The sequence below is a fragment of the Rhodococcus sp. APC 3903 genome, from assembly GCF_030407755.1.
In the GTDB taxonomy this organism is placed as follows: domain Bacteria; phylum Actinomycetota; class Actinomycetes; order Mycobacteriales; family Mycobacteriaceae; genus Rhodococcus_F; species Rhodococcus_F erythropolis.
The window spans coordinates 191,203-216,325 of the sequence record NZ_JASDCV010000008.1; the positions used below are offsets into that span (position 1 = coordinate 191,203).

The window sequence follows — 25,123 nt, forward strand, 5'->3', positions numbered from 1 at the left end:
ACCCCACCAGGTTCAAACGAAAGTGGCCGACAAGCAATTGCTTGTCGGCCACTTTCGTATGAACCTGGACCGCAACGATGCGATCAGAGCGGGAACCTCAGGGTGGGGGTGAAGAAGAATCACCCGACGGCGACGAGGCCGGGGCCAGTGACGTCGTTGTCGTGGTGGTCGTCGTGGTCGTGGTAGTCGTCGTGGGCGACGATGACGGTGTAGACGACGCCGCGCTTGGACCAGGCGCTTGCATGATTCCAGGGTCGGGCGTTGTCGTTGTGGTCACGCCGCCAGACAACTGAGGGTTGGCCGGATTGACTGAAGTCCCCGGAATCGCCGTGGGAGAGGTGGCAAGCGAGGATTGCTGATCGGACGTCAACGGCGGTACGGCGGGTGACGTGGTCTCCTGGACCTGCGTCATCAACTTGCCCCAACGCTCGACGAGATCCGTCTTGTCCTGCGAGTCCTTGACCGCATCGGCACGGTGAGCTGCGTTGTCCAGCACCATCTTTGCCGCGGGAATGTCCCCGGCGGCCAACAGACGCTCGGCCTTTTCCAGCTCGGATGTCGTGTCGATCTTCGCGACCGTCGAGTTGGCCTCGTCGGCGAAGACGACCTGCTTGACGCCCCAGAGGGCATCGCCGGGCTGGGCGTCGTACGCCATCGCTGTGGCACCACCGAAGACCACTGCTGCAACAGCTGCTGCGGCGGCGATCGGGCGGACCACACGCAATCGGGAACGGGAACGTGAACGCTGACGATCGGAGAAGCCGGACGGCGTCGCTGTGATTGCAGCGATGACATCGTCCAACAACGGACCCTCGGGCATCGGAGTCGCAACGACATCGTCACGCCATTGCGAGAGAATCAACGCAAGTTCGTACTGTTCGGTGCTATCGGTTGCTACCGGCCCGCCACTTGAAATGGATTCGATCAGCGCATCGTCACGCCGAACCGCAGCCAAGTCCACTGGCGTACCGTCGTCGGCGAGATCACCGAGATTCGAAGCGTCACGCCCCTCGTCTCTAGCCAAAGCTCTCACCTGCTTTCGTTACTTCTTTTTTCAGTTTCGCGATCGCCCTGTGCTGAGCGACTCGTACAGCTCCGGCGGTACTACCGACGGCGACGGCCGTTTCCTCGGCCGACATCCCGACCACCAGGCGAAGTATCAAGATTTCTCGATGCTTCTCCGGAAGTGTGCCGAGAAGTTCATGCATCTGTCTGCTGGACTCCGAATCGAGTGCTCGCTGTTCGGGACCATCATCCAGTGCTATTACATCCGGTACTTCGGAAACGGGCTCCGACTTGTTACGGGCGGAACTTCTATGTGCGTCCGCAACCTTGTGCGCGGCAATTCCGTACACAAAGGCCATGAACGGGCGTCCCTGGTCTTGATAACGCGGCAGCGCGGTCATCACGGCCAGACACACTTCCTGCGCGACGTCGTCAGCGGACAGGTGTCCACGCTCGGCCGCACCCACTCGACCGCGGCAGTAGCGCACCACCATCGGTCGGATGTTCTCCAGAACCAAAGCTAGAGCTGTACGGTCGCCCTGCGCAGCAGCGGCGACCGCGGTGTCCAACTCATCGCTCGTATTTGTCATCGTCAGCGAAAATCCTGGCGTTACAGTGGCACCTCCCGAGCGGGTGTGCTCCCGCTCTCAGCGGAACCCTCTAAGAGTAACCATCCGGACCGGCTGGTCTCCGCATGCCCGCCCAGCAGTCGCGATATCGAAACAGCCCTGTGGGAATCGTTCGCGAGAGACTTCGGGTGGATCGATTACGACAAAGGTAGGAGTGATCCACCGCGCATCGCAATCAGATCGCCGATCTCACGGGCACTCGGCGAGGTCCTCCCGCCGCTCACGCCCTCGATCAGCAGCGACGACGCCCAGGCCAGGGGCAGCAGGCCGTATTGCTGACACCTCGCAAGCACTTCCGCTGCCGACTCCACGGCAGCGCTTGGGTCTGTTCCGGTCAGCGCGGCGCTGCGCAGTAGATCCGACTTCACGCGGTGCCGGACGGACTCCGATTTCCCCGACAATTCGACGGCGCGTTCTGCGTGTCTGCGGGCGCGCGCGAAGTCACCTCCCGCCAGCGCCAGTTCCGCCGAGACCCATTCGATCCGAATTTCCTGCCGCCACAGCCCGCCCTCGCCGCCCAGACGGGTCCGACACTCCCCCAGCAGGCGCCAGCCGAGCGGGAGCCGGCCACAGCCGAGGGCGTCCGCGGCCAGACCGGTCAGAGCGTCACAGGCAGCCTCTGGATCGACTGGCAGACCGCCGACGATCGCCAGTGCGCGCCCGTCCCACGTCGACGCGAGTGCATGACGTCCACTCTGGCGAAGAAACGACGCCCTCGTGCTGGCAGAGAGAGAGGCAAGAACTCGATCCGAGTGCGTCGAGGACCCCGTCGTGAGCCGATCGAGGACATCCAATGCTGCCCGCGCCCTGGCGTAGTGCCCCTGACCACCCAGAATTACTGCCGTTGTCCACCAATCCCGGGTAGAGCACGGCGCCGGGAGACGGTCAAGGTCCGGATCCGCACCGAATGCGGCGGATTCGAGAGTCCCGGGACGGCCAGGTGACTCAGTGAACGAAGGCGATTCAGGGGGCTCAGGTGTCGACACAGGTAGATCATCGCAGCAGCGCCAACAGACAAGCGCCTGACCGATGCCGTTTGCCGCACGGGAAGACGAAAAGGCAAGTTTGTCGGAGTTAATCAGATATTCAACTGAGATTTGCCGAATGTACTCGTAATGATATTTAACGGGCATATATCCGTGACGTTAACTGCGCATTACTTATTGGACAGATGTCCTAGTTGAAACTTGGGCACTAAGTCCCGAAATGGAGTACGGCCCTGCCCGCGCAATATCGGACAAATGACGCAAACCGAGCCGGCGGGCTGAGTGTTTTCGCCGGGCGATCAGCAGAAAACATATCCCTGATCTGTGGGTTTCGCATCTCGAGCAGCCAGGCTTGCCTGCCACCACCTCGATCGACCCGATTTCAACATCGGCGCAGCACAACGCATGAGAGACCCGAAATGTAAATATATACTTCGTTAACTCTCGCATTTCGATATATGCCGATCGCCACTGAACGAGCCTATTGACGCGATTTACTCAGCACCCTTACGGTTAGCAAGCGTGAACGATTCAGAAGGCCCGGATAACCTCCGGGCAACTTGGTCCGCTCGTTGATCAACGCGAGCTTGCAGTAAGGAGTCAACATGCCTGCACCGAATCACCTTCCAGGCCCCAACGCAGACATCTGGGACTGGCAGATGCACGGTCTGTGCCGCGGAGTCGACTCCTCCATGTTCTTCCATCCCGATGGCGAACGCGGTAGAGCACGTGCCCAGCGCGAAACCCGCGCAAAAGAGATGTGCCGTCAGTGCCCGGTACTGATGCAGTGCCGCAGCCACGCGCTGACCGTCGCCGAGCCGTACGGCATCTGGGGAGGAATGTCGGAAACCGAACGTGAACTACATGCGCGCCACCGTCGCACCACCCGCATAGCTTCCTGATACACGTAGGTCGAGTGCACAAGGCCCCCGAGAGTTTTCGGGGGCTTTTGCTTGTGTACACCAGCTCCTGAAAAGAATTTCCGACTCCGACCCATCCTGTCGACAACCGACTCCGAATGCCTTCTGACAGTGCACCTCAGCACATCCCTTCAGGAAGGCAGACCCATGAACACCTCTACTCGAGTTCTGGCAGTCACCGCAGCAGCCTCTTTCGCCGTCTTCGGCGTCGTCGGTTGCTCCTCCGACGACAACGATTCGTCGACCGACACGTCCAGCGCCGCCATGACGTCTTCTGCCATGGGATCGAGCATGTCTCCCAGCAGCGCGATGGCGGAGCCTGCTTCTGATCTGGTCGGTGCCGGTTGTGCCGACTATGCAGCCGCAGTGCCGAGCGGCGCCGGATCGGTCAGCGGAATGGCCCAGGATCCGGTTGCCACAGCGGCATCCAACAATCCTTTGCTCACCACCTTGACCGCGGCAGTCTCCGGACAGCTCAACCCGGACGTCAACCTGGTCGACACTCTCAACGGCGGCGAGTTCACCGTCTTCGCGCCGATCGACTCGGCATTCGCCAAGATCGACCCCGCGACGATCGACAGCCTCAAGACGGACAGCGCCACGCTCACCAAGATCCTCACCTACCACGTGGTTCCCGGCCAGATCGCTCCTGACGCGATCGACGGAACGCACCCCACCGCCGAGGGCGGAACGGTCACCGTCACCGGATCCGGTGACAACATCAAGGTCAACGACGCAACTGTCGTCTGCGGTGGAGTCAAGACCGCAAACGCCACCGTCTACCTCATCGATTCGGTGCTGATGCCGCAGTAGTCCCCACCTGCTGTGCGCCTTTATTAACCCCCCGCGGTTAATAAAGGCGCACAGCGGCCAACGGCGGGCCGAGAGAAAAGAACCGGACATGCACGCTACGGTTGTACGCGATGAAGCGAGACAACTCTTCGTGAGCGAGCCAGACCATGCGTCGGATGCGGCCGACGCATGCCCGACGGACAATTCTGCGGCCCGCACCGCGCGAATCGCGGAATCACGCGAGCTGGCAGTGATCCTCGCGAACGTGGCCGGTGGCGACCAGAGCGCCTTTGCCGAGTTCTACGACCGAACCAGCTCTCGTGTCTACGGCATGGTTCTCCGTGTACTCCGCGATCCAGGCTTCTCCGAGGAAGCGGTCCAAGAGGTCTACCTCCAAGCCTGGAAATCAGCCGACAGCTTCGATCCTGCCAAGGGGTCCGCACTCTCCTGGCTTCTGACACTTGCCCACCGCCGCGCGGTGGATCGCGTGCGCTCCGAACAGTCGAGTTCGGATCGACAGGCTCTCTACGACACCACCAATGCCACTCCCGAGTTCGACGTCGTCAGCGACGAAGTGACACGAAGAGACGAGCATCGTGCTGTCACCGACTGTCTCGAAACGCTGACGGACACTCAGCGCCAATCGGTGACTCTCGCCTATTACGGCGGCCGAACGTACCGCGAGGTGGCCGAAGATCTCGGCGTGGCGATTCCCACGATCAAGTCGCGAATTCGCGACGGACTACTGCGCCTACGTGGATGTTTGGGGGTGATGTGAGATGGACGAAGAGCTGATCGACTACGCGTACGCCTACGCGATCGATGCGTTGGACCTCGACGAGCGCCGTGAGGTCGACAGACGACTTGCCGCTTCGGACTCCGCGACCCGCGCCGAATTCGACGCCCAGGTCCGACTCACCGCCGAAACCATGGCCGCGATGACCGTCGTCGACGCCGTCGAGCCCCCGCCGTCGCTGCGCAGCAGCGTCCTCGCCTCGATCGCAGAACAGACCGCGGCTCCCAACGCCCCGGTTTCGCTGGCCGAGCGTCGTAACCGTCGACGCCCGTGGACCATGGCTCTTGCGGCGGCCGCCGCAGTCGCAATCCTGGTCGGCGGCATCGGAATCGGACGCACGCTGTCCGACAACACGCCACCGCAGAACCCCGCATCCGAAATCATGGCAGCACCCGACGTTCATGCCACGACGCGTGACATCCCGGGCGGCGGTAGTGCCACGACGCTGTTCTCGCCCTCCGAAGACGCCGCAGTCCTCGTGATGAACGATGTGACTCCCCCGAGTCCGGATACCGTCTACCAGATGTGGCTGGTGCCGGGCGACACCGACGACACCACGATGATCCCGATGGGGACGATGGCTCCGAGCGACGTCAAACCCACTACCCAGGTGGTGCTCGACGGCATCGGCCCGAACACGAAGTTGGCGTTCACGGTCGAACCGCCCGGCGGATCGCAGCAGCCCACCAGCGAGCCGTTCGCAACGATCCCGCTCATCTGATCGCCAGACGAAAGAAGAGATCCCCCACCGGAATCCGGTGGGGGATCTCTTCTTTGTCGAAACTACGAGCAGCGAGCTAGTGGCTGTGACCGTGTCCGGTGTCGGCAACTGCCTCGGTCGGCTTCTCGACGACAGCGCTCTCGGTCGTGAGGATCATGCGCGCGACGGAAGCGGCGTTGACCACTGCCGAGCGAGTGACCTTGACCGGGTCGACGACGCCGTCGGCAAGCAGGTTGCCGTAGGTGAGGGTGGCAGCGTTGAAGCCTTCGCCCTTGGTCATCTCGGCGACCTTGCTGACAACGACGGATCCGTCGATGCCAGCGTTGCTGGAGATCCAGAACAACGGAGCGTTGAGGGCTTCACGGACCACGGCAACGCCGGTGGCCTCGTCACCCGACAGGCCGAGGTTCCCGATCAGAGCCGTACCGGCCTGAACGAGAGCCGATCCGCCACCGGGGACGATGCCCTCGGCAACTGCTGCCTTGGCTGCGTTGACCGCATCCTCGACGCGGAACTTGCGTTCCTTGAGATCGGTTTCGGTGGCTGCGCCGACCTTGATGACGGCCACGCCGCCGGACAGCTTCGCCAGACGCTCTTCGAGCTTCTCGCGGTCCCAATCCGAATCGGTGTTCTCGATCTCGCGACGCAACTGCGCGACGCGGGTCGCGATGTCGTCAGCGGTGCCGGCACCGTCGACGATGACCGTCTCGTCCTTGGTGACGACAACGCGGCGAGCGCTGCCGAGCAGGTCGAGGCCGGCTTCCTTCAGGGAGAGGCCGACGTCGGTGTTGATGACGGTGCCTGCCGTGACGACTGCGAGGTCGTCGAGGAATGCCTTGCGACGATCACCGAAGAACGGCGCCTTGACGGCGACGGCCTTGATGGTCTTGCGGATGGAATTGACCACCAGGGTGGAGAGAACTTCACCCTCGACGTCCTCGGCGATGATCAAGAGCGGCTTGCCGGATTCGGCAACCTTCTCGAGCAGCGGCAGGAAGTCGGGAAGTGAGCTGATCTTCTCGCGGAAGAGCAGGATCAACGCGTCTTCGTAGACGGCCTTCTGCGCATCGATGTCGGTGACGAAGTAGGGCGAGAGGTAGCCCTTGTCGAACTGAACGCCTTCGGTGACAACGAGTTCGGTTGCAACGGTGGAGGATTCCTCGACCGTCACGACGCCGTCGGTTCCGACACGGGTGAGTGCCTCGCCGACGAGCTTGCCGATCTCTTCGTCACGCGAGGAGACGGTGGCGACCTGGGCGATCGACTTCTCGCCCTCGACCGGGGTGGCCGCGGCGAGCAGTTCCTCGACGACCTTGTCGGCTGCGGCGTTGATGCCGACGCCGAGCGCCATCGGGTTCGCGCCCGCTGCGATGTTCTTGAGTCCGCCGCGGACGATGGCCTGGGCCAGAACGGTCGCGGTGGTGGTGCCGTCGCCGGCAACATCGTTGGTCTTGGTGGCGACGCTCTTGACGAGCTGTGCGCCGAGGTTCTCGAAGGGATCTTCGAGCTCGATCTCACGGGCGATGCTCACACCGTCGTTGGTGACGGTGGGGCCGCCGAATGCCTTGGCGAGCACGACGTGGCGTCCACGCGGGCCCAAGGTCACCTTGACGGCGTCGGCAAGCTTGTCGACTCCGGCTTCGAGAGCGCGGCGTGCGGTCTCGTTGAACGCAATTTGCTTGGACATCTGTTCTGTCAGCTCCTGAATCTTCGGGGCGTGAACGCATTCCGCCCCGGGATCCTGTGTGGACTCCGGGGCGGATCACGTGTGTCTTACTTGGAGACGACAGCCAGCACGTCGCGTGCCGACAGGATCAGGTATTCCTGGCCGGCGTACTTGATCTCGGTTCCGCCGTACTTGGAGTAGATGACCGTGTCACCCTCCTTGACGTCGACCGGGATGCGGTTGCCCTGCTCGTTGACGCGGCCTTCGCCGACTGCAACGACGGTGCCCTCCTGGGGCTTTTCCTTGGCTGTGTCAGGAATGACCAGGCCGGAAGCCGTCGTCGTTTCAGCCTCGTTGGCCTGGACGAGGATCTTGTCCTCGAGCGGCTTGATGTTGACGCTCGCCACGATGAGCCCTCCACTTTGGGGTATGTGCGTCCGAGGCGATCCTCGGACAGCTGTTTGGGTATGCCGTTTACGGCGCGTCACTGCAGTCCCGTCGTCGCGGGTGCCGGAACTCGATCAGCGCCAATTGGCACTCTATACGTGAGAGTGCCAACCCTCAAGGACTGGGCGCATTTTTCTCTTCGTCCAGAGCGAAACAGGACAGCCGTCCACCACGTTCACCTATTGTTCACTTCGTGACGAACATCAATCGCCGTAGTTTTCTGACCTTCGCCGGACTCGGCGCCGTCGGCGCGGTCAGCCTTGGCAAGCCGTGGGGCCTGCAATACGCAGGCGCGTCGACCATTCCGACGTCAGGTCCCGGCACCACTCTCGAGTCCGTGTCCACGCCCGTCAGCAGCAGCGGCTACACCAGGCTCACCGCCGGTCCCGGTTGGGCGAACATCGTGCGCAGCGAGTTGGCCGAGCCGAAGTCAGGACGCGAGGACCGACGCACCGCGCTCGCCTCACTCGTGCAGTTGACCGACGTCCACATCGTCGACGCCCAGTCCCCCATGCGCTTCGAATACGTCCATCAGATCACCGGCTCGGCGTTCCGCCCCCAGGAGACCTTGACGGCGCACGGGTTGATTTCGCTTGTCCGACGCGTCAATTCGATCGGGAGCGGCCCGCACACCTCGCGCCCCTTCGATGCCGTGGTCACCACCGGCGACAACACGGACAACAAGGAATTCGCCGAACTCGACTGGTTCCTCACCTCACTCAACGGCGGAACCGTCGTCGCCAACACCGGCGCCAAGGACCGCTACGAGGGTGTGCAGAACTCGGGTGCCGATCTGTACTGGAACCCTGAATCGCCGATGCTCGACATGTACAAGAAGGCCGGCTTCCCGGAGATTCCGGACTTCTTCGGGGCCGCGTTCACTCCCGTGTCGAGCCCCGGCCTGAACACCCCTTGGTACTGCGTGTTCGGCAACCACGACGATTCGGTGTCCGGCACGGTGCCCAGCGGCATCCCACCGCTCGAAGCGATGTACACGGGATCTCTCAAATTCGAGGTGCCCGGTTCACCGGAGCAGGCCAAGCAGATCGACATCGCCACCAAGTTCGATCCCAGTGCGATTCCCGGAATCCTGTCCGCCTTCACGACGCCGCCGCGCCAGGTCACCCCCGACCCGTCGCGCGCACCGTTCACACCCCGGCAGTTCATCGCCGCACACCTTGATCCCGCGCACACCGGCCCCGGCCCTGTCGGGCACGGTTTCGCCCCCGACGCCGGCGAAACCGGTATCGGCTACTACTCGTTCCAGATCGCACCGGGCGTCGTCGGCATCAGCATGGACTCCACCAACCGCGCAGGCCTTGTCGACGGTTCGCTGGGCGCCGCTCAGTTCCAGTGGATCGAGAACACCCTGCGCGCCGGCAGCAGCACCTACTACGACGCCGCGGGCTCTCGCGTCACCGAGTCGCGCAGTGACACCTATTTCGTGCTGTTCAGTCACCACACGAGCGACACGATGGACAATCTCATTCCCGACCCCGAGAACGTCCTCGAGCCGCGCCTGCGCGGTTCACAGCTTCTGGACTTGCTGCATCGTTTCCCGAACGTACTTGCCTGGGTGAACGGACACACCCACGAGAACAAGATCACCCCGTGGCCCGGCGCGACCCCCGAGCAGGGCTTCTGGGAGATCAACACCGCCTCTCACATCGACTACCCACAGCTCGGGCGCATCATCGAGATCGCGGACAATCACGACGGAACGGTGTCGTTGCTTGCGACGCTCTTCGAAGCGGAAAGTCCCAATTCAGTCGAGTACAGCGACAAGTCGGCAGCCGGGCTCGCCTCGCTGTACCGCGAACTGTCGTTCAACGACGTCCACCGCGACCCGAAGTTGACGGGTACCGGCGTCGACCAGAACGTCGAATTGTTGGTCCACACCGGACGATGACTCCGATTGCCGCAGTGTCCTAGGTGATTTCAGGTCCGCTCGAAGGCGAGCGGTGCGCTTTCGCCCACGACACTGCGGCAACCACGAATCGAACGCCGAATCCGATCAACACCAGATTGCAGACGATCTGAAGGCTCACGAGTCCCCTGGCAAGGTCCGTCTGTGCAGCGATGTCGCCGAAGCCGACGGTCGAGAACACCGACAGCGAAAAATACAGGGCCGCCATACGCGACAGCGGTTCGGTGAAACTGCCGGCACTCGCATGCTCGACCGAAAAATAGGTGATGGACACCAACAGCAAGTAGGTCGGCATCACGACCGCCACTGCTTCGACCGCCTGCAGAGAAGGCACATCGGAACGCAGAATTCGACGCACCTGCCAGGTCGTCACGGCAAGCACCGCTGCCCCTCCACCGATCAAGAGGAAAATCGCACCCACTGTGTGGACATCGATCCACGGCAGGAAGAAGTACGCACATCCGAAGGCGATCATCGTCAGCGTGGGTCGAAGCACCGCACCCCGGATCAGCGCGCGTCGTCGATCCCGGTCGATGTGGGGAGAATCGCCTTTTTTCCGCATGAATCAATGATCGACAATTTCGCAGGTAAAACCACCCTTTCGGTCCGAAAAGGGTGTCATGGAGACAAAAAGCACTGAGCAATCCTCACGAACCTTCTGTAACGTTCATATAACGGCGGTCGATTGAACATTGACCGGTATTGACTGTGAGGAGGTGCGCGATGAGTTGTTCACTGGGAATTTCCACTGGATCTTCCGGTGTCTATTCAGCACTCGTCGACACCGATACCAGCACAAACGCGCCAGGAGCGGTGCCTGCCGAGACTCGCTTCGTCTCGGCGGATCAGGCCAATTCCAACGTCGGTGACCTCGTCCGGGCGTCCATCAAGCTGATGACGACGCAGGTAACGGACGGATCTGAAGCGCCGCGCTCGATCGGTGTCAGCTATCGCACGGACGACCAGCTCGCGAGCATCAGGTCATCTCTCTCGCGCTCGCCGAAGCAGGTCCGTGCCATCCCCGAACCTGCCGCCGTACACGCGTATCTCGCCGAGACCGGGAAAACCGAGCGGTACGACACGACAGCTCAGGTGGACGTCGGCGATCAGGGTCTGACGGTGTCCGTCGTCGATCACACCGGTGAAGTTCTGCATTCCGACCGTATCGACGCCCTCGCGGGGGCCGGAATCGACCGGGCATTGGTCGACTTCGTGACGGAGAAGGCGCCAGGGCACCTGCGCCGGTACACCGACGCGGAGCTTCTTGCTGCCCGGTGCCACGTCGCGAAGGAGCAACTGTCCACGGCCGCCAAGGTGACCATCGACCTTCCCGTCGACGCAATGGCGATCACGCGCGACGAGTTCGAAGCCATCATCGCCCCGGATATCGAGCGCGCCGTCACCTTCATCCGGGAAGTCGTGAACGGCTCACCGCGGCCGGTCGGTGCCGTTGTGCTCATCGGCGGTGGCGCACACATTCCGGCCGTGCGGTCCGCCGTCGCCGCTGCCGTCGACCTCCCCTTGGTCGAGATCGTCGAGCCCGAGACTGCGGCAACCAAAGGTGCTGCACTCCTGGCAGATTCGATCACCGCAATTCGTTTCCCCTTGCTGGGCTCCGGAAGTGACCAGCGCTCGGGATCCACCGCCAAGGTCTCGGGAGCTTTGATCGGTGCGCTCGTGGTCGGCGGACTGGTACTCGGCTACGGCGCAAAGGAATTGGTGCCGACCGACGACACCGCGGTCTCGCCTGTCGGAACCGGTTCGACCACGACGACGGTGAGCCCCGAAGCGACGCCGAGCACCGGATCGACGATCATCCCCTCGCACGATCCTCTGCCTTCGGTAGTGGGCAGCACTTTCCCGCAGTACGGCTATCCCACAACGCCGTTCGACTCACAGCCGTTCGACACGCACTCGTACACAACGCATCAGTACACGCTTCCGCCGGCGCCGATACCGGACACGTCGACGACAACCACACCGCCGACGACGACAACGACCACTCCGAACTGGCCGACCATCCCCGGAATCACGCTGCCCGATCCACCGGCGTGGTGGCCGACGCTGCCGGACACCGAGGCGACTCCCCCGGTCGATCCGACCGAGGCAAACCCCGGCGGCGGTCTCGGCCCGGGTGAGAGCGGCGGCGAAAACCCGACGACGCCGGAAAATCCTGGATCCGGTTCCACCGAAACCGAACTCACCACCCCCGGTGGTGATCCGACGACAAAACCCGGTGAACCGAATACCTCGACGCCCGAACCCGGCCCCGCGACCACACCGGATCGGGAACCGGTCCCAGTCGGTTGATTCTCAGCGCATCAACTGGCTGACCGAGACCGACAGCCCCGGGTCCGTGGCAACACTCAATTCCGAAGGGCCCGCACCATTTCCGATCAGGTGGGCAGCCAACGAAGCGATCATCACGCCGTTGTCCGTGCACAGTCGAGGTTTCGGAATGCGCAACGTGATGCCGGCTTCGGCGCAGCGCTGCTCGGCGAGTGAACGGATACGTGAATTGGCCGTGGCGCCGCCGCCGAGAACCAACGTGTCGACCCCGACGTCCTTGGCTGCACGCACTGCCTTCATCGTCAGGACGTCGGCAACCGCTTCCTGGAACGAGGCAGCGATGTCCGGGATCGAAAAGGTCTCGCCTGCACGCTCTTTCGATTCGACATAGCGGGCGACGGACGTCTTGAGCCCCGAGAACGAGAAGTCGTGCCGCGAATCGCGCGGGCCGGTCATGCCGCGGGGGAAGGCGATTGCGTTCCGATCTCCCTCTTGCGCAGCAGCATCGAGTGCCGGTCCGCCCGGAAAGCCGAGCCCGAGCAGTCTGGCCACCTTGTCGAAGGCCTCACCGGCGGCGTCGTCGACAGTCGTGCCCAGTTCGACAATGGGCTTGCCCAGATCTTCGACGTGAAGCAGGTGCGTGTGACCGCCGGAGACCAGCAATGCGACGCACGAGGGCAACGGACCGTGCTCGAGAGTGTCAACCGAGACGTGACCACCGAGATGATTGACCGCATAGAACGGGATGTTCCAGGCTGCGGCATAGGCTTTCGCGGCGGCGACACCGACCAGTAGCGCACCGGCCAGGCCGGGTCCGATGGTGACGGCAAGTGCGTCGGGCTTCTCGATACCGGCGGCAGCAAGGGCACGGCGCATCGTCGGCACTATCGCCTCGAGGTGAGCCCGCGAGGCTACTTCGGGAACCACTCCCCCGTACCTGGCGTGCTGATCCACGCTCGATGCCACCTCGTCGGCCAACAGGTCGCAGGTTCCGTCACCGTTCCAGCGAACGATACCGACACCTGTTTCGTCGCAAGAGCTTTCGACACCCATGACGATCATGCTTGCTGCTCCTCAATTTCGCGGACACCGAGCACGGCGGGCCGTCTCATCGTGTACGCATCTGCCCCACTGGGCTGGTAGTACTTCTTTCGTGTTCCGACGATCTCGAATCCTTCGCGCCGGTACAGCGCGATGGCAGGGTCGTTGTCGGTGCGCACTTCCAGGAACACCGGACACTGCCGTGAATCCGCCAGGGTCAGAAGCGCATCGAGCAACGCGCCGCCGATTCCCAGTCGCTGAGCCGAGGGATCGGTACCGATGGTGTGAACCTCGGCCTCCATGTTCGGCGACGCGCCCAACAACGCGACTCCGGCGTAGCCGAGGACGTGACCGTCGGGTTCCCTGGCAACGAAGTAATGATTATGTGCGCCCGCAAGTTCCGAGACGAACGCTTGCGCGCTCCAGGGTCCGTCGCCCGCGAACAACGCGCGCTCCAACTCCCCGCACCGTTCGGCGTCATCGACGTTCATCGGCTCGATGCTGTACTTCATCTGCTCGGTCTCACTTGCCACGTTCTGCGAGGGTCTTCGCATCCGGGCGTCGGAGGTACAGCGGCTCGAGCGGGGCCGGAACCGATCCGGCCAGAATCTCGCGAGCAGCGACTGTGACCAAGCCGGCCGGTGAGGGTGTCTCCGCCGGGTCGACGGGCAGATCGAAGAAGTCCACGTGCGAAGCAGATCCGGCAATCAGCGTCGAAGGCGAAGGATCAACGTCGCCGGCGGAATTCACAGCCGGCCCTTCGACGCGCACTCCGCCGTCGTAGCGCGCCCAGTAGATCTCGCGACGCCTCGCGTCAGTCACGACGAGCAGGCTCTGTGTGGTCGGTACCGCAGCCGCGATGGCGTCGAGGCTGCACACGCCGTACACGGGAACACCGAGTGCATCACCGAAGGCAGCGCCTGTCGCCATGCCGACACGCAGTCCGGTGTACGGCCCCGGCCCGACACCCACGACGACGGCGTTCAACTCTGCCGGCGTGAGCCCGGCCTCGGCGAGGCATTCGAGGACGTGAGGGGTCAAGACCTCGGCGTGCGCACGGGGATTGACCGTGACACGCACGGCAAGCGTCTCCACTGTGCCCGGTGACTCGGTGTCCGGTGACGGAGCAGACAGGGAGACGACACCGGCAGTGACTGCCGGAGTGGAGGTGTCAATTGCGAGAACAAGCACGATTTCTCAGGGTACCCGGACGTGAAGAACTACTTCCGGCCCGGGAGGGTCACGACGTCCATAACACCAAACGCGGTTTCACGACGTCTGCGACACAAAACGCCGTTTCACGACGTCTGCGACACAAAACGCCGTTTCACGACGTCCAGGACCAACTCGCAGTCCGCACATCCGATTCAGGTTCCCGATGAAGCTGCACTCGCAAGTGTCGTTCGACGAGCCTTTCCACGACGTCACCACCCCATTCGACCACCACCACAGCATCGGTGAGGTCGGTGTCGAGGTCGAGGGCATCGAGTTCGTCGAGCGCATGCGGTCCGCTGTCTCCCAGCCGGTATGCGTCGACGTGGATCATGCCGACGGGAACTCCGCCGCCGGGGCGGGTGCCCGGACGATGCTCACGAGCGATGACAAACGTCGGGGACGTCACCCGGCCCTGCACTCCGAGCCCGGCGCCGATTCCGCGCGTCAACGCGGTCTTGCCCGCCCCGAGTGGCCCGTCCAGCACCACCAGGTCGCCGGCAACAAGTCCCGCCGCCAACCGTCGGCCGAAAGCCTCGGTGTCCTCGGCCGTTTCCAACGTGATCTGTCCGGATTCGGGAAGTCCCGTGGCGTTCTCAGCCGACATCGGACCGCTCTTCTACCTGTGCACGCTGCACCAGCTTGTCGATTGCGTCCGTCACGATCGCCGGGAACTCGAGCTGCACCAGATGGCCGGCCCCGTGAACTCTCACGAGTTCAGACTCGGGGAGATCGGCAGCGAGACGCTTGGAGCTGATGAACGGAATCATCATGTCTTGATCGCCGCAGATCACGACTGCCGGTGTGTGCGCGAGCACCTCGAGGGACGCGGACTCGTCGTGCAGTTCCAACGTCCGCAAGAAATTGACGATGGTCACGACCGAGGTCCGGTCGAGCATGCCGTCCGACAGCTCATGCAGTCGTGGGCTGACATCGGTGCCGTACGACGCTGCACGCAGGATCGGCGTGATCAGTACTCGCGCAGCGCCCCGGGCGTGCTGAACCACTCCTGGCGAGGTGCGCACTGCCAACCGGAACCCGTCGATGATCGGATTCTGCAGATTGCGGGTCAGACCGGTCTCGGCCAGCCCTGCCGCCGTCGTCGCGACCAGCCCGACGCCGATGACTCGGCCCTCGAACCATTCGGGTCGCTGACCGGCAAGCGCGAGCACCGTCATGCCGCCCATCGAGTGGCCGACGAGAACTATCGGTCCCTTGGGCACTTTGGCCTCGACGACAGTCGCGAGGTCGCGGCCCAGCTGCGAGACCGTGCAACTCTTCGAACGCGGCATACCTGAATCTCCGTGTCCGCGCTGGTCGTAGAACACCATGCGAACCTTGTTGCCCCATCGCTCTTCGAGCTGGCGGCGCTGGAAATGCCAGGACAGCGCACTCAGGCAGTACCCGTGCACGAAAACGACTGTCAGCGGAGCGTCATCCGGTCCCACTTCGCGAACTGCCAGCTCGACGCCGTCCTCGGTGCGCACCGTGCTCTTGCGGTCGCGCGTCATGAGGTCGAAGTCCTCGTCCGCGTAGATTTCCCGGCCCGGACGCGTCGCGGTCTTGAATGCATTCACGCCGGCCATCGAGCCGAGCGCCACAGCGCTGAGCAGGCCACCGAGAATGCTCATCTTTCCTGCAGTCTTCATGACGTCTCTCCCCCGATGTACGTACGCACAGTGCGTCCACGTATTCCGGTCACGACCTCGTAGTGAATGGTGTCGAGTACGTCGGCCCAGGCCTGCGCGTTGGGTTCGCCGTGATCGCCGTTGCCGAAGAAGATCGCGGTGTCGCCTTCGCGGACTCCGTCGCCGTCCGGCCCCAGGTCCACCAACACCTGGTCCATGCAGATCCGCCCGACGGCCTGGCGACGCTTGCCGCCCAACTGCACTTCGAACTTGCCGCTCAGTGAACGAGTCAGACCGTCGGCGTAGCCGACGGGAAGCAGCGCAAGAGTGGTGTCGTGCGGTGCGACCCACTGATGCCCGTAGGAGACGCCCTCTCCGGCGGCCACCTTCTTCACCAGAATCACCTTCGCTCGCAGCGTCATCGCCGGTCGTAAACCGAAATCTCCGAGTTCGGGCACCGGAGACAATCCATATATCGCGATTCCGGGTCGAACCATGTCAAATTGCAGGTCAGGACGGGTGACTGTAGCGGCGGAGTTGGAAAGATGAACAACTTCGGGTTCGAATCCGCGAGCGCGGACGTCGGCAACCGCTTCGATCAAACGCTGCTTCTGCATGTCGATGACGTCGTGATGCGGTTCGTCCGAGTGCGCAAGATGGGAAAACACTCCGCGCAGCCTGATCGTGCCCTCGTCCCGGGCAGTAGCGAGGTCGTCGAGCATCTGCGGCCACTCGGTTCTCGAGACGCCGTTGCGATTGAGACCGGTGTCCACCTTGAGCGTCACGGTCGCCTGTTGTCCCAGAACCCGTGCCGCGTCGACGACAGCAGCCAGGTGCCGCGGCGAGGACACGCCGATCTCGACGTCGGACCGGATCGCCGAGGAGAAATCGGCGTCGAGGCCGTGCAGCCAGGCCAGGACGGGAGCGGTGATGCCTGCCTCGCGAAGGACCAGTGCCTCCGCGATGGTGGTGACGCCGAGTTCCCGGGCTCCGGCCGACAGTGCCGTCCGCGCAACCGCAACTGCGCCGTGGTTGTATCCGTCCGCCTTGATGACCGCCATCAACGCTGCATCACCGGCAAATTCACGCAGGACACGCACGTTGTGCGCGATCGCGTCCAGATCGACGACTGCCTCCGTCTGCGGCCCTACTGCGTCGTCGAGTCGGCTCGCCTTCCCCTCCGCAGGCTCCTTCGGTGCTCTTCCCTGGGCAAGCGTCATGGCGACAATCCTGCCACCCGCGCAGAATCGGACACGTGTTCGGGTTTGAACACCCTCAATCAAGGGCAAAAGAGCGAAGCACACGCACCGACTCGCGCAGACCTCCCAACAGCGGCGAAGCCGAAATCGGTGCTCCGGCGACATCGCTCTGACCGCCGGCAGCGGCGATGTTCGCAGCCAACGCGTGAGCCCGCGCCCCGACGGCCCCGGCTTCGAGAGGGCTCAGACCCGCCGCCAGCAACGCGCCGATCACACCGGAGAGGATGTCACCCGAGCCTGCGGTCGACGCCCAGGAGCCGCCGGCGTCGTTGACCAGGACCTCACCGCCGGGATCCGAGATCACCGTCGTATGGCCTTTCAGCAGAATCGTGACTCCGAGGCGTTCGGCGAGAGCACGCGTGGCCGCGATTCTGTCGTCGCCGAGTGGTGTGAATCGTGCGAACTCGCCGGCGTGGGGCGTCAGAAGAGTCGGCGCGGTCCGGGCTGCGACAAGTTCGGGACGTTGAGCGAGGAGGGTAAGTCCGTCCGCATCGACGACAACGGGTACATCGGTAGCCAGTACCGACGCCAGCAGCCGCGCGGCGTCGTCGTCGGTACCCATACCGGGTCCGACCACCCAGGCCTGAACCCGCCCGGCGGCTTGGAACGTCTCACTCGCAATCACCTCCGGGAACCGGGCGAGCACCTCGGCGGCGCCGTGCCCGGCGTAGCGAACCAGTCCGGAGGTCGCGGTCACCGCGGCGCCGGTGCAGAGCACTCCCGCGCCGGGATACTGCTTACTTCCCGCAACGATGCCCACCACACCCTGCGAGTACTTGTCGTCCTCCGCGCCTGGCACCGGCCACAGCGCACCGACCTCGGCCGGATCGAGCGAACCGAACGCCGGTTCGCCGACGCTCAATCCGATATCCACGAGTTCGACACGACCACACAGCGGAGCCGCGAGTACGTGCACCGGCTTGAGCGCACCGAATGTGACCGTCACATCAGCGGTCACCGACGGGCCGTCCACTGCGCCGGTGTTCGCGTCGACGCCGCTCGGAAGATCGACCGCCACGATCGGTGCCTCCACCTGGCCGACGAGCTCGGCTGCGTCAGGCCTCAGACCGCCGTGTCCGGAAATCCCGACGATGCCGTCGATCACCAGATCCGGCGACCCGACTTCGGCAGCGACTCGGCCACCGGCCTTCAGGAGAGCGTCGAGGCCCGACCGATGAGCGCGCGCCGGATCGAGCAACACGGCCCGAACACTCACACCTCGTTTGCGGAGCAACGCACCCGCCCACAGGGCATCACCGCCGTTGTCGCCGGTACCGACCAGAAGCGTCACCGACCGATGCGCGACCGATCCTGTACGGGAACGTAATTCGTCCGCGACGACTCGCGCGAGACCGTACGCCGCTCGACGCATCAGCACTCCGTCGGGCAGCTTGTCGAGCAGCGGCGCCTCCGCTGCTCGCACCTGATCGGCTGTGTAGTACCCACGCATGTCGGAACCCTTCAGTTGCCGTCGCTACCCTCGAAACCATGAAATCACGTCTTCGCCCGGCAATCGCGGGACTCGTCCTCGCTCTCGGCCTGGTCGGGTGCAGTTCCGGCACCGACTCCACACCATCTGCGGCCGAAACGACGGCGAGCGGACCCGTGGTGACCATCTCCGGGATGGCGTACTCCCCCGCTTCCATCACCGTGAACGTCGGCGACACCGTCACGTGGGTATTCGACGACAACGGAATGGCCCACGACGTCAACGGCCTCGGAGACGCCAAGGGCAAACTCCGTAGCCCACTCAAGAAATCGGGAACTTACACCTACACGTTCACCGAACCCGGAACCTACGCCTACACCTGTACACCGCATCCCGAGATGCGCGGAACCGTCGTCGTCGAGACGCCGTAACGCACTCGGGCCCCACAGTCTTTCGACTGCGGGGCCCGAAATTCCCTACGAAAACTATTCGACCGTAACCGATTTCGCCAGGTTACGCGGCTTGTCGACGTCGTATCCGCGCGCCGCGGCAACCTCGGCCGCAAAGATCTGCAACGGAACCGTGGACAGCAACGGCTGCAGCAGAGTCGGTGACGCCGGAATCTCGATCAGGTGATCCGCGTGCGCCGCGGCGACGGTGTCGCCTTCCTCCGCGATGACGATAGTCGTTGCCCCGCGCGCCTTGATCTCCTGAATGTTGGACACCAACTTCGAGTGCAGCACAGCGCGACCCTGCGGCGACGGCATGACGATGATGACCGGAAGGTCCTCCTCGATCAGCGCGATCGGGCCGTGCTTGAGCTCACCGGCGGCAAAGCCCTCGGCGTGCATGTATGCAAGCTCCTTGAGCTTGAGCGCACCCTCGAGCGCCACCGGGTAGCCGACGTGACGCCCCAGGAACAGCACGGTCGACGCGTGCGCGAACTGGCGTGCCAACGCGCGGACCGGTTCTGCCGTTTCGAGCACCTTGCTGACCAACGCGGGCATAGCTTCGAGGTCGGCGTACTCGCGCGCAACCTCGTCCGGATACTTGGTGCCGCGAGCCTGCGCCAAAGCCAAACCGACGAGGTAGTTCGCGGTCACCTGCGCCAGGAAGGCCTTGGTCGACGCAACCGCGATTTCCGGTCCCGCCCGCGTGTAGAGAACGGCGTCGGCTTCGCGCGGGATCTGTGCACCGTTGGTGTTGCAGATCGCCAGGACGCGTGCCTTCTGATCCTTGGCGTGCTTGACAGCTTCGAGTGTGTCCGCCGTCTCCCCCGACTGCGAGATCGCGACAACAAGCGTCGAGCGATCCAGAACCGGGTCGCGGTAACGGAATTCGCTGGCGAGTTCGACCTCGACAGGTAGACGCGTCCAATGCTCGATCGCGTACTTCGCCAACAGTCCGGAGTGGTAGGCACTACCGCAGGCGACGACAAACACCTTGTCGACGTCGCGCAATTCCTGATCGGACAACCGCTGCTCGTCGAGGACGATCTTCCCGTTCTCGAAGTGGCCGAGGAGCGTGTCGGCGACAGCGGTCGGCTGCTCTTCGATCTCCTTGAGCATGAAGTAGTCGTGACCACCCTTTTCGGCGGCCGCGAGATCCCAGTCGATGCGGAACGGGCGCCCCTCTGCCTCGTTACCCGCGAAGTCGGAGATCCGATAGCTGTCCGCAGTGATCACCACTGCCTGATCCTGTCCGAGTTCAACCGCATCGCGTGTGTGCTCGATGAACGCAGCGACGTCGGAGCCGAGGAACATCTCGCCCTCACCGACACCGACGACGAGCGGCGTCGAGCGGCGGGCGGCGACAATCGTGTCCGCATGGTCGGCGTGCGTGAAGACGAGCGTGAACGCACCTTCCAACCGACGAACCACCGACAGCGCACTCTCGATGAAATCACCTGCCGTCGGCCCCTGGGCGTACGCCCGGGCTACCAGGTGAACTGCCACCTCGGAATCCGTGTCGCTCTGAAGCTCGACGCCTGCAGCCTCGAGCTCCGCACGCAGCGGGGCGAAATTCTCGATGATTCCGTTGTGAACGACAGCCAGCTTGCCCGACGCATCACGATGCGGATGCGCATTACGGTCGGTCGGACGCCCATGCGTCGCCCACCGGGTATGACCCATACCCGACGTACCGACAAAGTGATCCGCGCCGTACTCGCCGAGCTCCGCCTCGAGGTTGGCCAACTTACCGGCCTTACGCTCGATCTCGACCCCACCGGTTCCGTCGAGAATCGCGATTCCCGACGAGTCGTACCCGCGATACTCCATTCGCCGTAAAGCCTCCACCACAACGCCCAGAGCTGGGCGGTGGCCGACGTATCCCACGATTCCGCACATGGTGACTCAGGGTACTTGGACATCGGCGGTGGGCGCATTTTGCGGTTCCCCAGACATCCCCCAGCCGGTTGCAGCGTCGGCTCCGCATACACGAGACGGCTCATCGGATAACGTCTTCAACCGTGGCACCGAAACTGAAGACACTGACCCGTGAGCTGTCCAAGCGCGGCCCGCACCGAGTTCTCCGCGGCAACCTCGCCCTGGCCGGACAGCCGGGTGTCGTGTACACGCCGGAAACCGGTTTCAATCTCCCCGCCGTTGCCTTCGCGCACGGGTGGATGGTCGGGTCCCACAAGTACGAGCAGACACTCCAGCACCTCGCTTCCTGGGGAATTGTCGCAGCGGCGCCCGACAGCGAACGCGGTCCGGTCCCGTCCCATCTCGGCTTGGCTGCAGATCTTCGAGCGACGCTCGACATCTGCGTCGGCGTACGACTCGGCCCCGGCCAGATCAGCGTCCACCCCGATCGAGTCGCCTTTGCCGGTCACGGCATGGGCGCGGGCGCGGCGGTACTGGCCGCAGCGCAGCGCGGGGATGTCGGTGCAGTAGCCGCGCTGTTCCCGGCCCCGACAGCACCCAAGGCGGAGAACTACGCGTCGAAGATCACAGCGCCCGGATTGATCCTTGCCGGCCAAGACGACGTCGATTCCTTGACCAGCAATGCGCGCCCGCTGAGCGTGGAGTGGGGCGGTCCCGTCGTCGCACGCACCGTGAACGACGGCCAAGACGCCGGACTGATCGAAGGCCGCCGACTCCTCGGAGCCCTGGGCCTCGGTGGATCCGAGCGCAAGACACAGTCCGCCACACGGTGCCTGCTCACGGGCTTCCTGTTGTTCCATCTGACCGGCGACAAGAAGTACCAGGACTTTGCTGATCCTGATGTCGAGATTCCACACACGGCGCCGTTGCTCCCGGTTGAACCTCACTCCGACGCGCGGGCCAGCCAGCTGTTGCGTAAGTAGGAGTCCGTGCCCGCCCCCGACTCCGGCGGCGAGCACGGCTTCGTCGGCGTCGTCGTCGGCTCTGACGCGGATCGCAGATACGGGCCGGATCTGACCGACCCTTCCGTGTCGTTATCGGCAGACGTCGTTTCGGACGGCGGCTCCTGGCGCGATTCCTCGCTCGCCACTGCCGCTCTGCGCTCACGGAAGTCCTCGAGCGCTCTGCGCTCACGGAAGTCCTCGAGTTGAGAATCGAGAGTTCGACGGATCTCTTCGAAGGGCGCGTGAACGGACTTCACAGCGGACCAGCTCCGGCCAGCTCAGCGCCCGTCTCTCCGTCGGGGCCGGCGATCGACTCGTCCGGGACTGTGACAGGCGGCTCCGGGTCCGGCGCGGGCGAGACTTCGGCGGTGGTTTCAACCGGTATTTCGGGCTGGGGAATATCGGGCTGGGGAATTTCGGGGTGAAGTGTCGCGGGCTGGGACGCTTCTTGCGGGTATGTCTCCTGCATGACCGCCTCCCGATCGGCATCAAAAACTATTCTCGGCCAACCGTTTTCGTCCAACTCCACGGCGACCGACACAGAGTTCCCGTCAGCACCGGCGACATCGAGACTCACCCCACGACCGTCGGACGCAATCGAGAAACCCCATGTGTTGCCGCCGATCGAGAAAGAGATCGGCGCAGCCGCGGCACCGGATTCGATCGACTCGGCGACCGGCAAGGTCGACGGGAAGGCGTCTGTCACCCACTGAGTCGCGGCATCAAAAGCATCGCCTACCGCGCTCGCACACTGCGCGCACGCCCTGTCGAATTCGTCGCGGGCATCCAGATACGCCGAGCGAAAAACGGTGTCCAGCCATGGCGCCGCGCCACGACCGCTGGAAGCGACGTGAGCCAGCTGATCGATCTCCCCCGCACCCAGACCGCCGATGGTCGCCCGGTCGAGGCTGGCCACCTTGAAAGCTTTGTCTGCCAAGGCCGTTCGAACAGTCCGCGCAAGTTCGTCGGCTAGCGTGATCAACAGTGGCGCCGAATCCGCATCGGACCGAGCTTCGCGCCGCGCGGCGAAGACCTGATCGACGACCGCATCCACGCCGGAAACATTCCACACTGCGGGAAGATTCTCGGCCAGGACCGTCAGCATCGCGATCTCCGCGACCGAACCGTCCACCGCCGCAGCCATGTCCGACATGTCTCGCGTCAGTGCCGCGATATCGATGCCCGCCTCTGCGCGATATGCATCCTCATAGGAGGTAAGCATCCGTTCTTCGAAACCCAACCGGGTGGCCAGGTCGTGAAATCGGCCGAAGAACTGCAGTCCGCTAGCGCCCGCTTCCAGAATTTCGTCGGGATGAGCATGTGAATCACGCAGTGCAAGAATATCTTCGAAAGAACACGGGCCGTTCGGTACTGCCTGGGCTGTAAGGCTGTTCGGTATCACGAGGCCGACCCGCCGGAGTCCCGCACCCGCCGCGCACCCTCGCGATCCGCCTCAGTGATTGCCTCAGCCGAAGAGGAAAGCCGGCGCGCCAACGTATCGAGAAGATCCGCACGGCCAGTCAAGCGAGAATTCAGGACCGCCAATGCCGACGCCAACGCGGCTCCGTGCTCGGCGTAGTCACGGCCCGAAGCGGCACCGCCCCATCGCAAACGCTTGATCGGCTCGGCAGAATCGCGCAGACCCTGGGCCACCGACACCGCATGACGTGCCAATTCATCTGTTCCAGCGCGGTCGACATCCACGAGCGCCCCCAAGTTTCAACGGAACCACTCGCACGTCGAGCGGCCTTTGACTCCTTGGACGCAGCGGGGCGCAATTGCGTTCCCTCTAAACGCGAACGCGTAATGAGGGGGCTACACCGAACCGACGATCTCGGCCAACTCGTCAGCCAGCTTCTGCGCGAGCGGAAGTTCAGTGGCCTCGACCATGACGCGGACCAGTTGCTCTGTCCCGGACGGGCGCAGGAGCACTCGACCACCGTCACCGAGAACGCGCTCGGCGTCCGCGACTGCTGCAAGTACCGACGGCGACGCTGCGACTGTCGCCTTGTCCCCGACCTTCACGTTGATCAGCACTTGCGGGAGGGTGGTCATCGTTGCAGCCAATGCCGATGCCGACTTACGCGTACGAGCCATGCGTCCGAGCAGCCGGAGACCGGTGAGAATTCCGTCGCCCGTGGTGCCGAACGCCGGCAACACAACATGACCTGACTGCTCGCCACCGAGGCTGTACCCGCCCGCGCGCAATTCCTCCAAGACGTAGCGGTCGCCTACGGCAGCAGTCACGATGTTGATGCCTGCCTCGCGCATCGCGATGTGCAAACCGAGATTGCTCATGACAGTCGCGACGAGAGTGTTCTCGACCAACTCCCCGGCCTCGTTCATCGCGATCGCCAGAACAGCCATGATCGCGTCACCGTCGACCACCGCGCCGGTCTCGTCGACGGCCAAGCAGCGGTCGGCGTCGCCGTCGTGCGCGAGGCCTAGATCCGCCCCGTGATCGACTACGGCTTTCTGAAGATTCTCCAGGTGCGTCGATCCGCAGCCGTCGTTGATGTTGAGGCCGTCGGGATCGGCGCTGATCGCGATGACGCGAGCGCCCGCTGCTGCGTAGGCAACCGGTGCGAGCGCGGAAGCAGCGCCGTTGGCGCAGTCGACGACAACGGTAAGTCCAGCGAGTGGCTCGCTCGCCGCGCTCGCCAGATGCGCAAGGTACAGCTGAGCGGCGTCGTCGACCGCGCGGACTCGGCCGATGCCGGCACCTGTCGGAAGGACCGGCGGCGCAGTGCCGTCGAGTGCATCCTCGATCGCCACCTCGACAGCGTCATCCAACTTGTGCCCACCGGCCGCGAAAATCTTGATTCCGTTGTCCGGCATGGGATTATGCGATGCAGAAATCATGACACCGAGACTGGCGTCGAGCTTTGCCGTCAAGTATGCAACTGCCGGAGTCGGAAGGATACCCACGTCGAGCACGTCGACGCCTGCGGAACTCAACCCGGCCGTCACCGCGGCTTGAAGCATCTCACCGCTGGCGCGAGGATCGCGGCCGATCACGGCGGTCGGACGGGCATCCGAAGTGCC

At 63.8% G+C, this 25,123-nt stretch carries 26 protein-coding genes; 9 read left to right on the forward strand and 17 right to left on the reverse strand.

The features are described 5' to 3' along the window. Positions 1-97: 97 nt before the first annotated feature. From QMA15_RS13875 to QMA15_RS13885, 3 genes are all read right to left on the reverse strand, one after another. Positions 98-1,024 (reverse strand): anti-sigma-D factor RsdA, encoded by a 927-nt coding sequence (locus QMA15_RS13875; RefSeq protein WP_020969067.1) that lies wholly within the window; start codon positions 1,022-1,024, stop codon positions 98-100. Continuing rightward, the gene (locus QMA15_RS13880; RefSeq protein WP_003940953.1) at positions 1,017-1,595 is read right to left on the reverse strand and encodes a sigma-70 family RNA polymerase sigma factor; all 579 of its coding nucleotides are present in this window, start codon (positions 1,593-1,595) and stop codon (positions 1,017-1,019) included. The genes QMA15_RS13875 and QMA15_RS13880 overlap by 8 nt, the downstream gene beginning before the upstream one ends. 176 nt (positions 1,596-1,771) lie before the next feature. Beyond that, on the reverse strand, positions 1,772-2,620 hold the full coding sequence (locus tag QMA15_RS13885; RefSeq protein WP_256922252.1) for a hypothetical protein: 849 nt from the start codon (positions 2,618-2,620) through the stop codon (positions 1,772-1,774). 605 nt (positions 2,621-3,225) lie between these two features. On the opposite strand from QMA15_RS13885, the gene QMA15_RS13890 reads away from it, so the two are divergent. The 4 genes from QMA15_RS13890 (at position 3,226) to QMA15_RS13905 (ending at position 5,849) form a co-directional block, all read left to right on the forward strand. Continuing rightward, the gene (locus QMA15_RS13890; RefSeq protein WP_003940939.1) at positions 3,226-3,522 is read left to right on the forward strand and encodes a WhiB family transcriptional regulator; all 297 of its coding nucleotides are present in this window, start codon (positions 3,226-3,228) and stop codon (positions 3,520-3,522) included. Between the two features lie 165 nt (positions 3,523-3,687). After that, on the forward strand, positions 3,688-4,353 hold the full coding sequence (locus tag QMA15_RS13895) for a fasciclin domain-containing protein (RefSeq protein ID WP_007728616.1): 666 nt from the start codon (positions 3,688-3,690) through the stop codon (positions 4,351-4,353). Between the two features lie 88 nt (positions 4,354-4,441). After that, positions 4,442-5,110 carry a sigma-70 family RNA polymerase sigma factor gene (locus QMA15_RS13900; protein WP_007728615.1) on the forward strand — a complete coding sequence of 223 codons (669 nt, stop codon included), beginning with the start codon at positions 4,442-4,444 and terminating at the stop codon, positions 5,108-5,110. Position 5,111: 1 nt separating this feature from the next. Continuing rightward, positions 5,112-5,849: an anti-sigma factor gene (locus tag QMA15_RS13905; protein WP_211917133.1), complete on the forward strand. Its 738-nt coding sequence runs from the start codon at positions 5,112-5,114 to the stop codon at positions 5,847-5,849. A gap of 76 nt (positions 5,850-5,925) precedes the next feature. On the opposite strand, the gene groL is transcribed toward QMA15_RS13905, so the two are convergent. Further along, positions 5,926-7,536 carry a chaperonin GroEL gene (groL, locus tag QMA15_RS13910; protein ID WP_019747583.1) on the reverse strand — a complete coding sequence of 537 codons (1,611 nt, stop codon included), beginning with the start codon at positions 7,534-7,536 and terminating at the stop codon, positions 5,926-5,928. Between the two features lie 86 nt (positions 7,537-7,622). After that, positions 7,623-7,922 carry a co-chaperone GroES gene (gene groES, locus QMA15_RS13915; protein ID WP_003940763.1) on the reverse strand — a complete coding sequence of 100 codons (300 nt, stop codon included), beginning with the start codon at positions 7,920-7,922 and terminating at the stop codon, positions 7,623-7,625. Between the two features lie 233 nt (positions 7,923-8,155). Between groES and QMA15_RS13920 the strand changes: the two genes are divergently transcribed. Next, complete coding sequence (locus QMA15_RS13920) at positions 8,156-9,871, forward strand: TIGR03767 family metallophosphoesterase (protein WP_279163700.1); 1,716 nt, start codon at positions 8,156-8,158, stop codon at positions 9,869-9,871. A 19-nt stretch (positions 9,872-9,890) separates the two neighbouring features. Here the strand turns inward: QMA15_RS13920 and QMA15_RS13925 are convergent, their stop codons facing one another. Further along, on the reverse strand, positions 9,891-10,451 hold the full coding sequence (locus tag QMA15_RS13925; RefSeq protein WP_020906930.1) for a potassium channel family protein: 561 nt from the start codon (positions 10,449-10,451) through the stop codon (positions 9,891-9,893). 161 nt (positions 10,452-10,612) lie between these two features. Between QMA15_RS13925 and QMA15_RS13930 the strand changes: the two genes are divergently transcribed. Continuing rightward, complete coding sequence (locus QMA15_RS13930) at positions 10,613-12,199, forward strand: Hsp70 family protein (RefSeq protein WP_019747580.1); 1,587 nt, start codon at positions 10,613-10,615, stop codon at positions 12,197-12,199. Positions 12,200-12,202: 3 nt separating this feature from the next. Here QMA15_RS13930 and tsaD read toward each other — a convergent pair whose 3' ends face one another. The 7 genes from tsaD to QMA15_RS13965 all read right to left on the reverse strand — a co-directional run bounded on the left by tsaD (position 12,203) and on the right by QMA15_RS13965 (position 18,768). Further along, positions 12,203-13,240 carry a tRNA (adenosine(37)-N6)-threonylcarbamoyltransferase complex transferase subunit TsaD gene (tsaD, locus tag QMA15_RS13935; RefSeq protein WP_069145824.1) on the reverse strand — a complete coding sequence of 346 codons (1,038 nt, stop codon included), beginning with the start codon at positions 13,238-13,240 and terminating at the stop codon, positions 12,203-12,205. Then, positions 13,237-13,731 carry a ribosomal protein S18-alanine N-acetyltransferase gene (rimI, locus tag QMA15_RS13940; protein ID WP_020906927.1) on the reverse strand — a complete coding sequence of 165 codons (495 nt, stop codon included), beginning with the start codon at positions 13,729-13,731 and terminating at the stop codon, positions 13,237-13,239. The genes tsaD and rimI overlap by 4 nt, the downstream gene beginning before the upstream one ends. A gap of 10 nt (positions 13,732-13,741) precedes the next feature. After that, complete coding sequence (gene tsaB, locus QMA15_RS13945; RefSeq protein ID WP_070796120.1) at positions 13,742-14,410, reverse strand: tRNA (adenosine(37)-N6)-threonylcarbamoyltransferase complex dimerization subunit type 1 TsaB; 669 nt, start codon at positions 14,408-14,410, stop codon at positions 13,742-13,744. A 136-nt stretch (positions 14,411-14,546) separates the two neighbouring features. Further along, on the reverse strand, positions 14,547-15,038 hold the full coding sequence (tsaE, locus tag QMA15_RS13950; RefSeq protein ID WP_019747576.1) for a tRNA (adenosine(37)-N6)-threonylcarbamoyltransferase complex ATPase subunit type 1 TsaE: 492 nt from the start codon (positions 15,036-15,038) through the stop codon (positions 14,547-14,549). Further along, the gene (locus QMA15_RS13955) at positions 15,028-16,080 is read right to left on the reverse strand and encodes an alpha/beta hydrolase (protein ID WP_003940782.1); all 1,053 of its coding nucleotides are present in this window, start codon (positions 16,078-16,080) and stop codon (positions 15,028-15,030) included. The genes tsaE and QMA15_RS13955 overlap by 11 nt, the downstream gene beginning before the upstream one ends. Then, complete coding sequence (gene alr, locus QMA15_RS13960) at positions 16,077-17,279, reverse strand: alanine racemase (RefSeq protein WP_019747575.1); 1,203 nt, start codon at positions 17,277-17,279, stop codon at positions 16,077-16,079. Before alr ends, QMA15_RS13955 begins: the two co-directional genes overlap by 4 nt. Before the next feature lie 55 nt (positions 17,280-17,334). Continuing rightward, positions 17,335-18,768: an NAD(P)H-hydrate dehydratase gene (locus QMA15_RS13965; RefSeq protein ID WP_279163699.1), complete on the reverse strand. Its 1,434-nt coding sequence runs from the start codon at positions 18,766-18,768 to the stop codon at positions 17,335-17,337. Positions 18,769-18,806: 38 nt separating this feature from the next. Here QMA15_RS13965 and QMA15_RS13970 point away from each other — a divergent pair, with 38 nt between their 5' ends. Further along, positions 18,807-19,178 (forward strand): plastocyanin/azurin family copper-binding protein, encoded by a 372-nt coding sequence (locus QMA15_RS13970; protein ID WP_279163698.1) that lies wholly within the window; start codon positions 18,807-18,809, stop codon positions 19,176-19,178. Between the two features lie 54 nt (positions 19,179-19,232). Here QMA15_RS13970 and glmS read toward each other — a convergent pair whose 3' ends face one another. Next, complete coding sequence (gene glmS, locus QMA15_RS13975; RefSeq protein ID WP_003940837.1) at positions 19,233-21,095, reverse strand: glutamine--fructose-6-phosphate transaminase (isomerizing); 1,863 nt, start codon at positions 21,093-21,095, stop codon at positions 19,233-19,235. 122 nt (positions 21,096-21,217) lie between these two features. Between glmS and QMA15_RS13980 the strand changes: the two genes are divergently transcribed. Next, positions 21,218-22,057 carry a dienelactone hydrolase family protein gene (locus QMA15_RS13980; RefSeq protein WP_020969056.1) on the forward strand — a complete coding sequence of 280 codons (840 nt, stop codon included), beginning with the start codon at positions 21,218-21,220 and terminating at the stop codon, positions 22,055-22,057. A gap of 6 nt (positions 22,058-22,063) precedes the next feature. Continuing rightward, positions 22,064-22,285 carry a hypothetical protein gene (locus tag QMA15_RS13985; protein WP_021343574.1) on the forward strand — a complete coding sequence of 74 codons (222 nt, stop codon included), beginning with the start codon at positions 22,064-22,066 and terminating at the stop codon, positions 22,283-22,285. Between the two features lie 46 nt (positions 22,286-22,331). Here QMA15_RS13985 and QMA15_RS13990 read toward each other — a convergent pair whose 3' ends face one another. The 3 genes from QMA15_RS13990 to glmM all read right to left on the reverse strand — a co-directional run. After that, positions 22,332-23,300 carry a hypothetical protein gene (locus QMA15_RS13990; protein ID WP_279163697.1) on the reverse strand — a complete coding sequence of 323 codons (969 nt, stop codon included), beginning with the start codon at positions 23,298-23,300 and terminating at the stop codon, positions 22,332-22,334. A 176-nt stretch (positions 23,301-23,476) separates the two neighbouring features. Continuing rightward, positions 23,477-23,782, reverse strand: coding sequence for a hypothetical protein (locus QMA15_RS13995; RefSeq protein WP_019747569.1), 306 nt, complete (start codon positions 23,780-23,782; stop codon positions 23,477-23,479). Positions 23,783-23,893: 111 nt separating this feature from the next. Beyond that, on the reverse strand, positions 23,894-25,123 hold a 1,230-nt coding region (glmM, locus tag QMA15_RS14000), incomplete at its 5' end, for a phosphoglucosamine mutase (protein ID WP_290284999.1).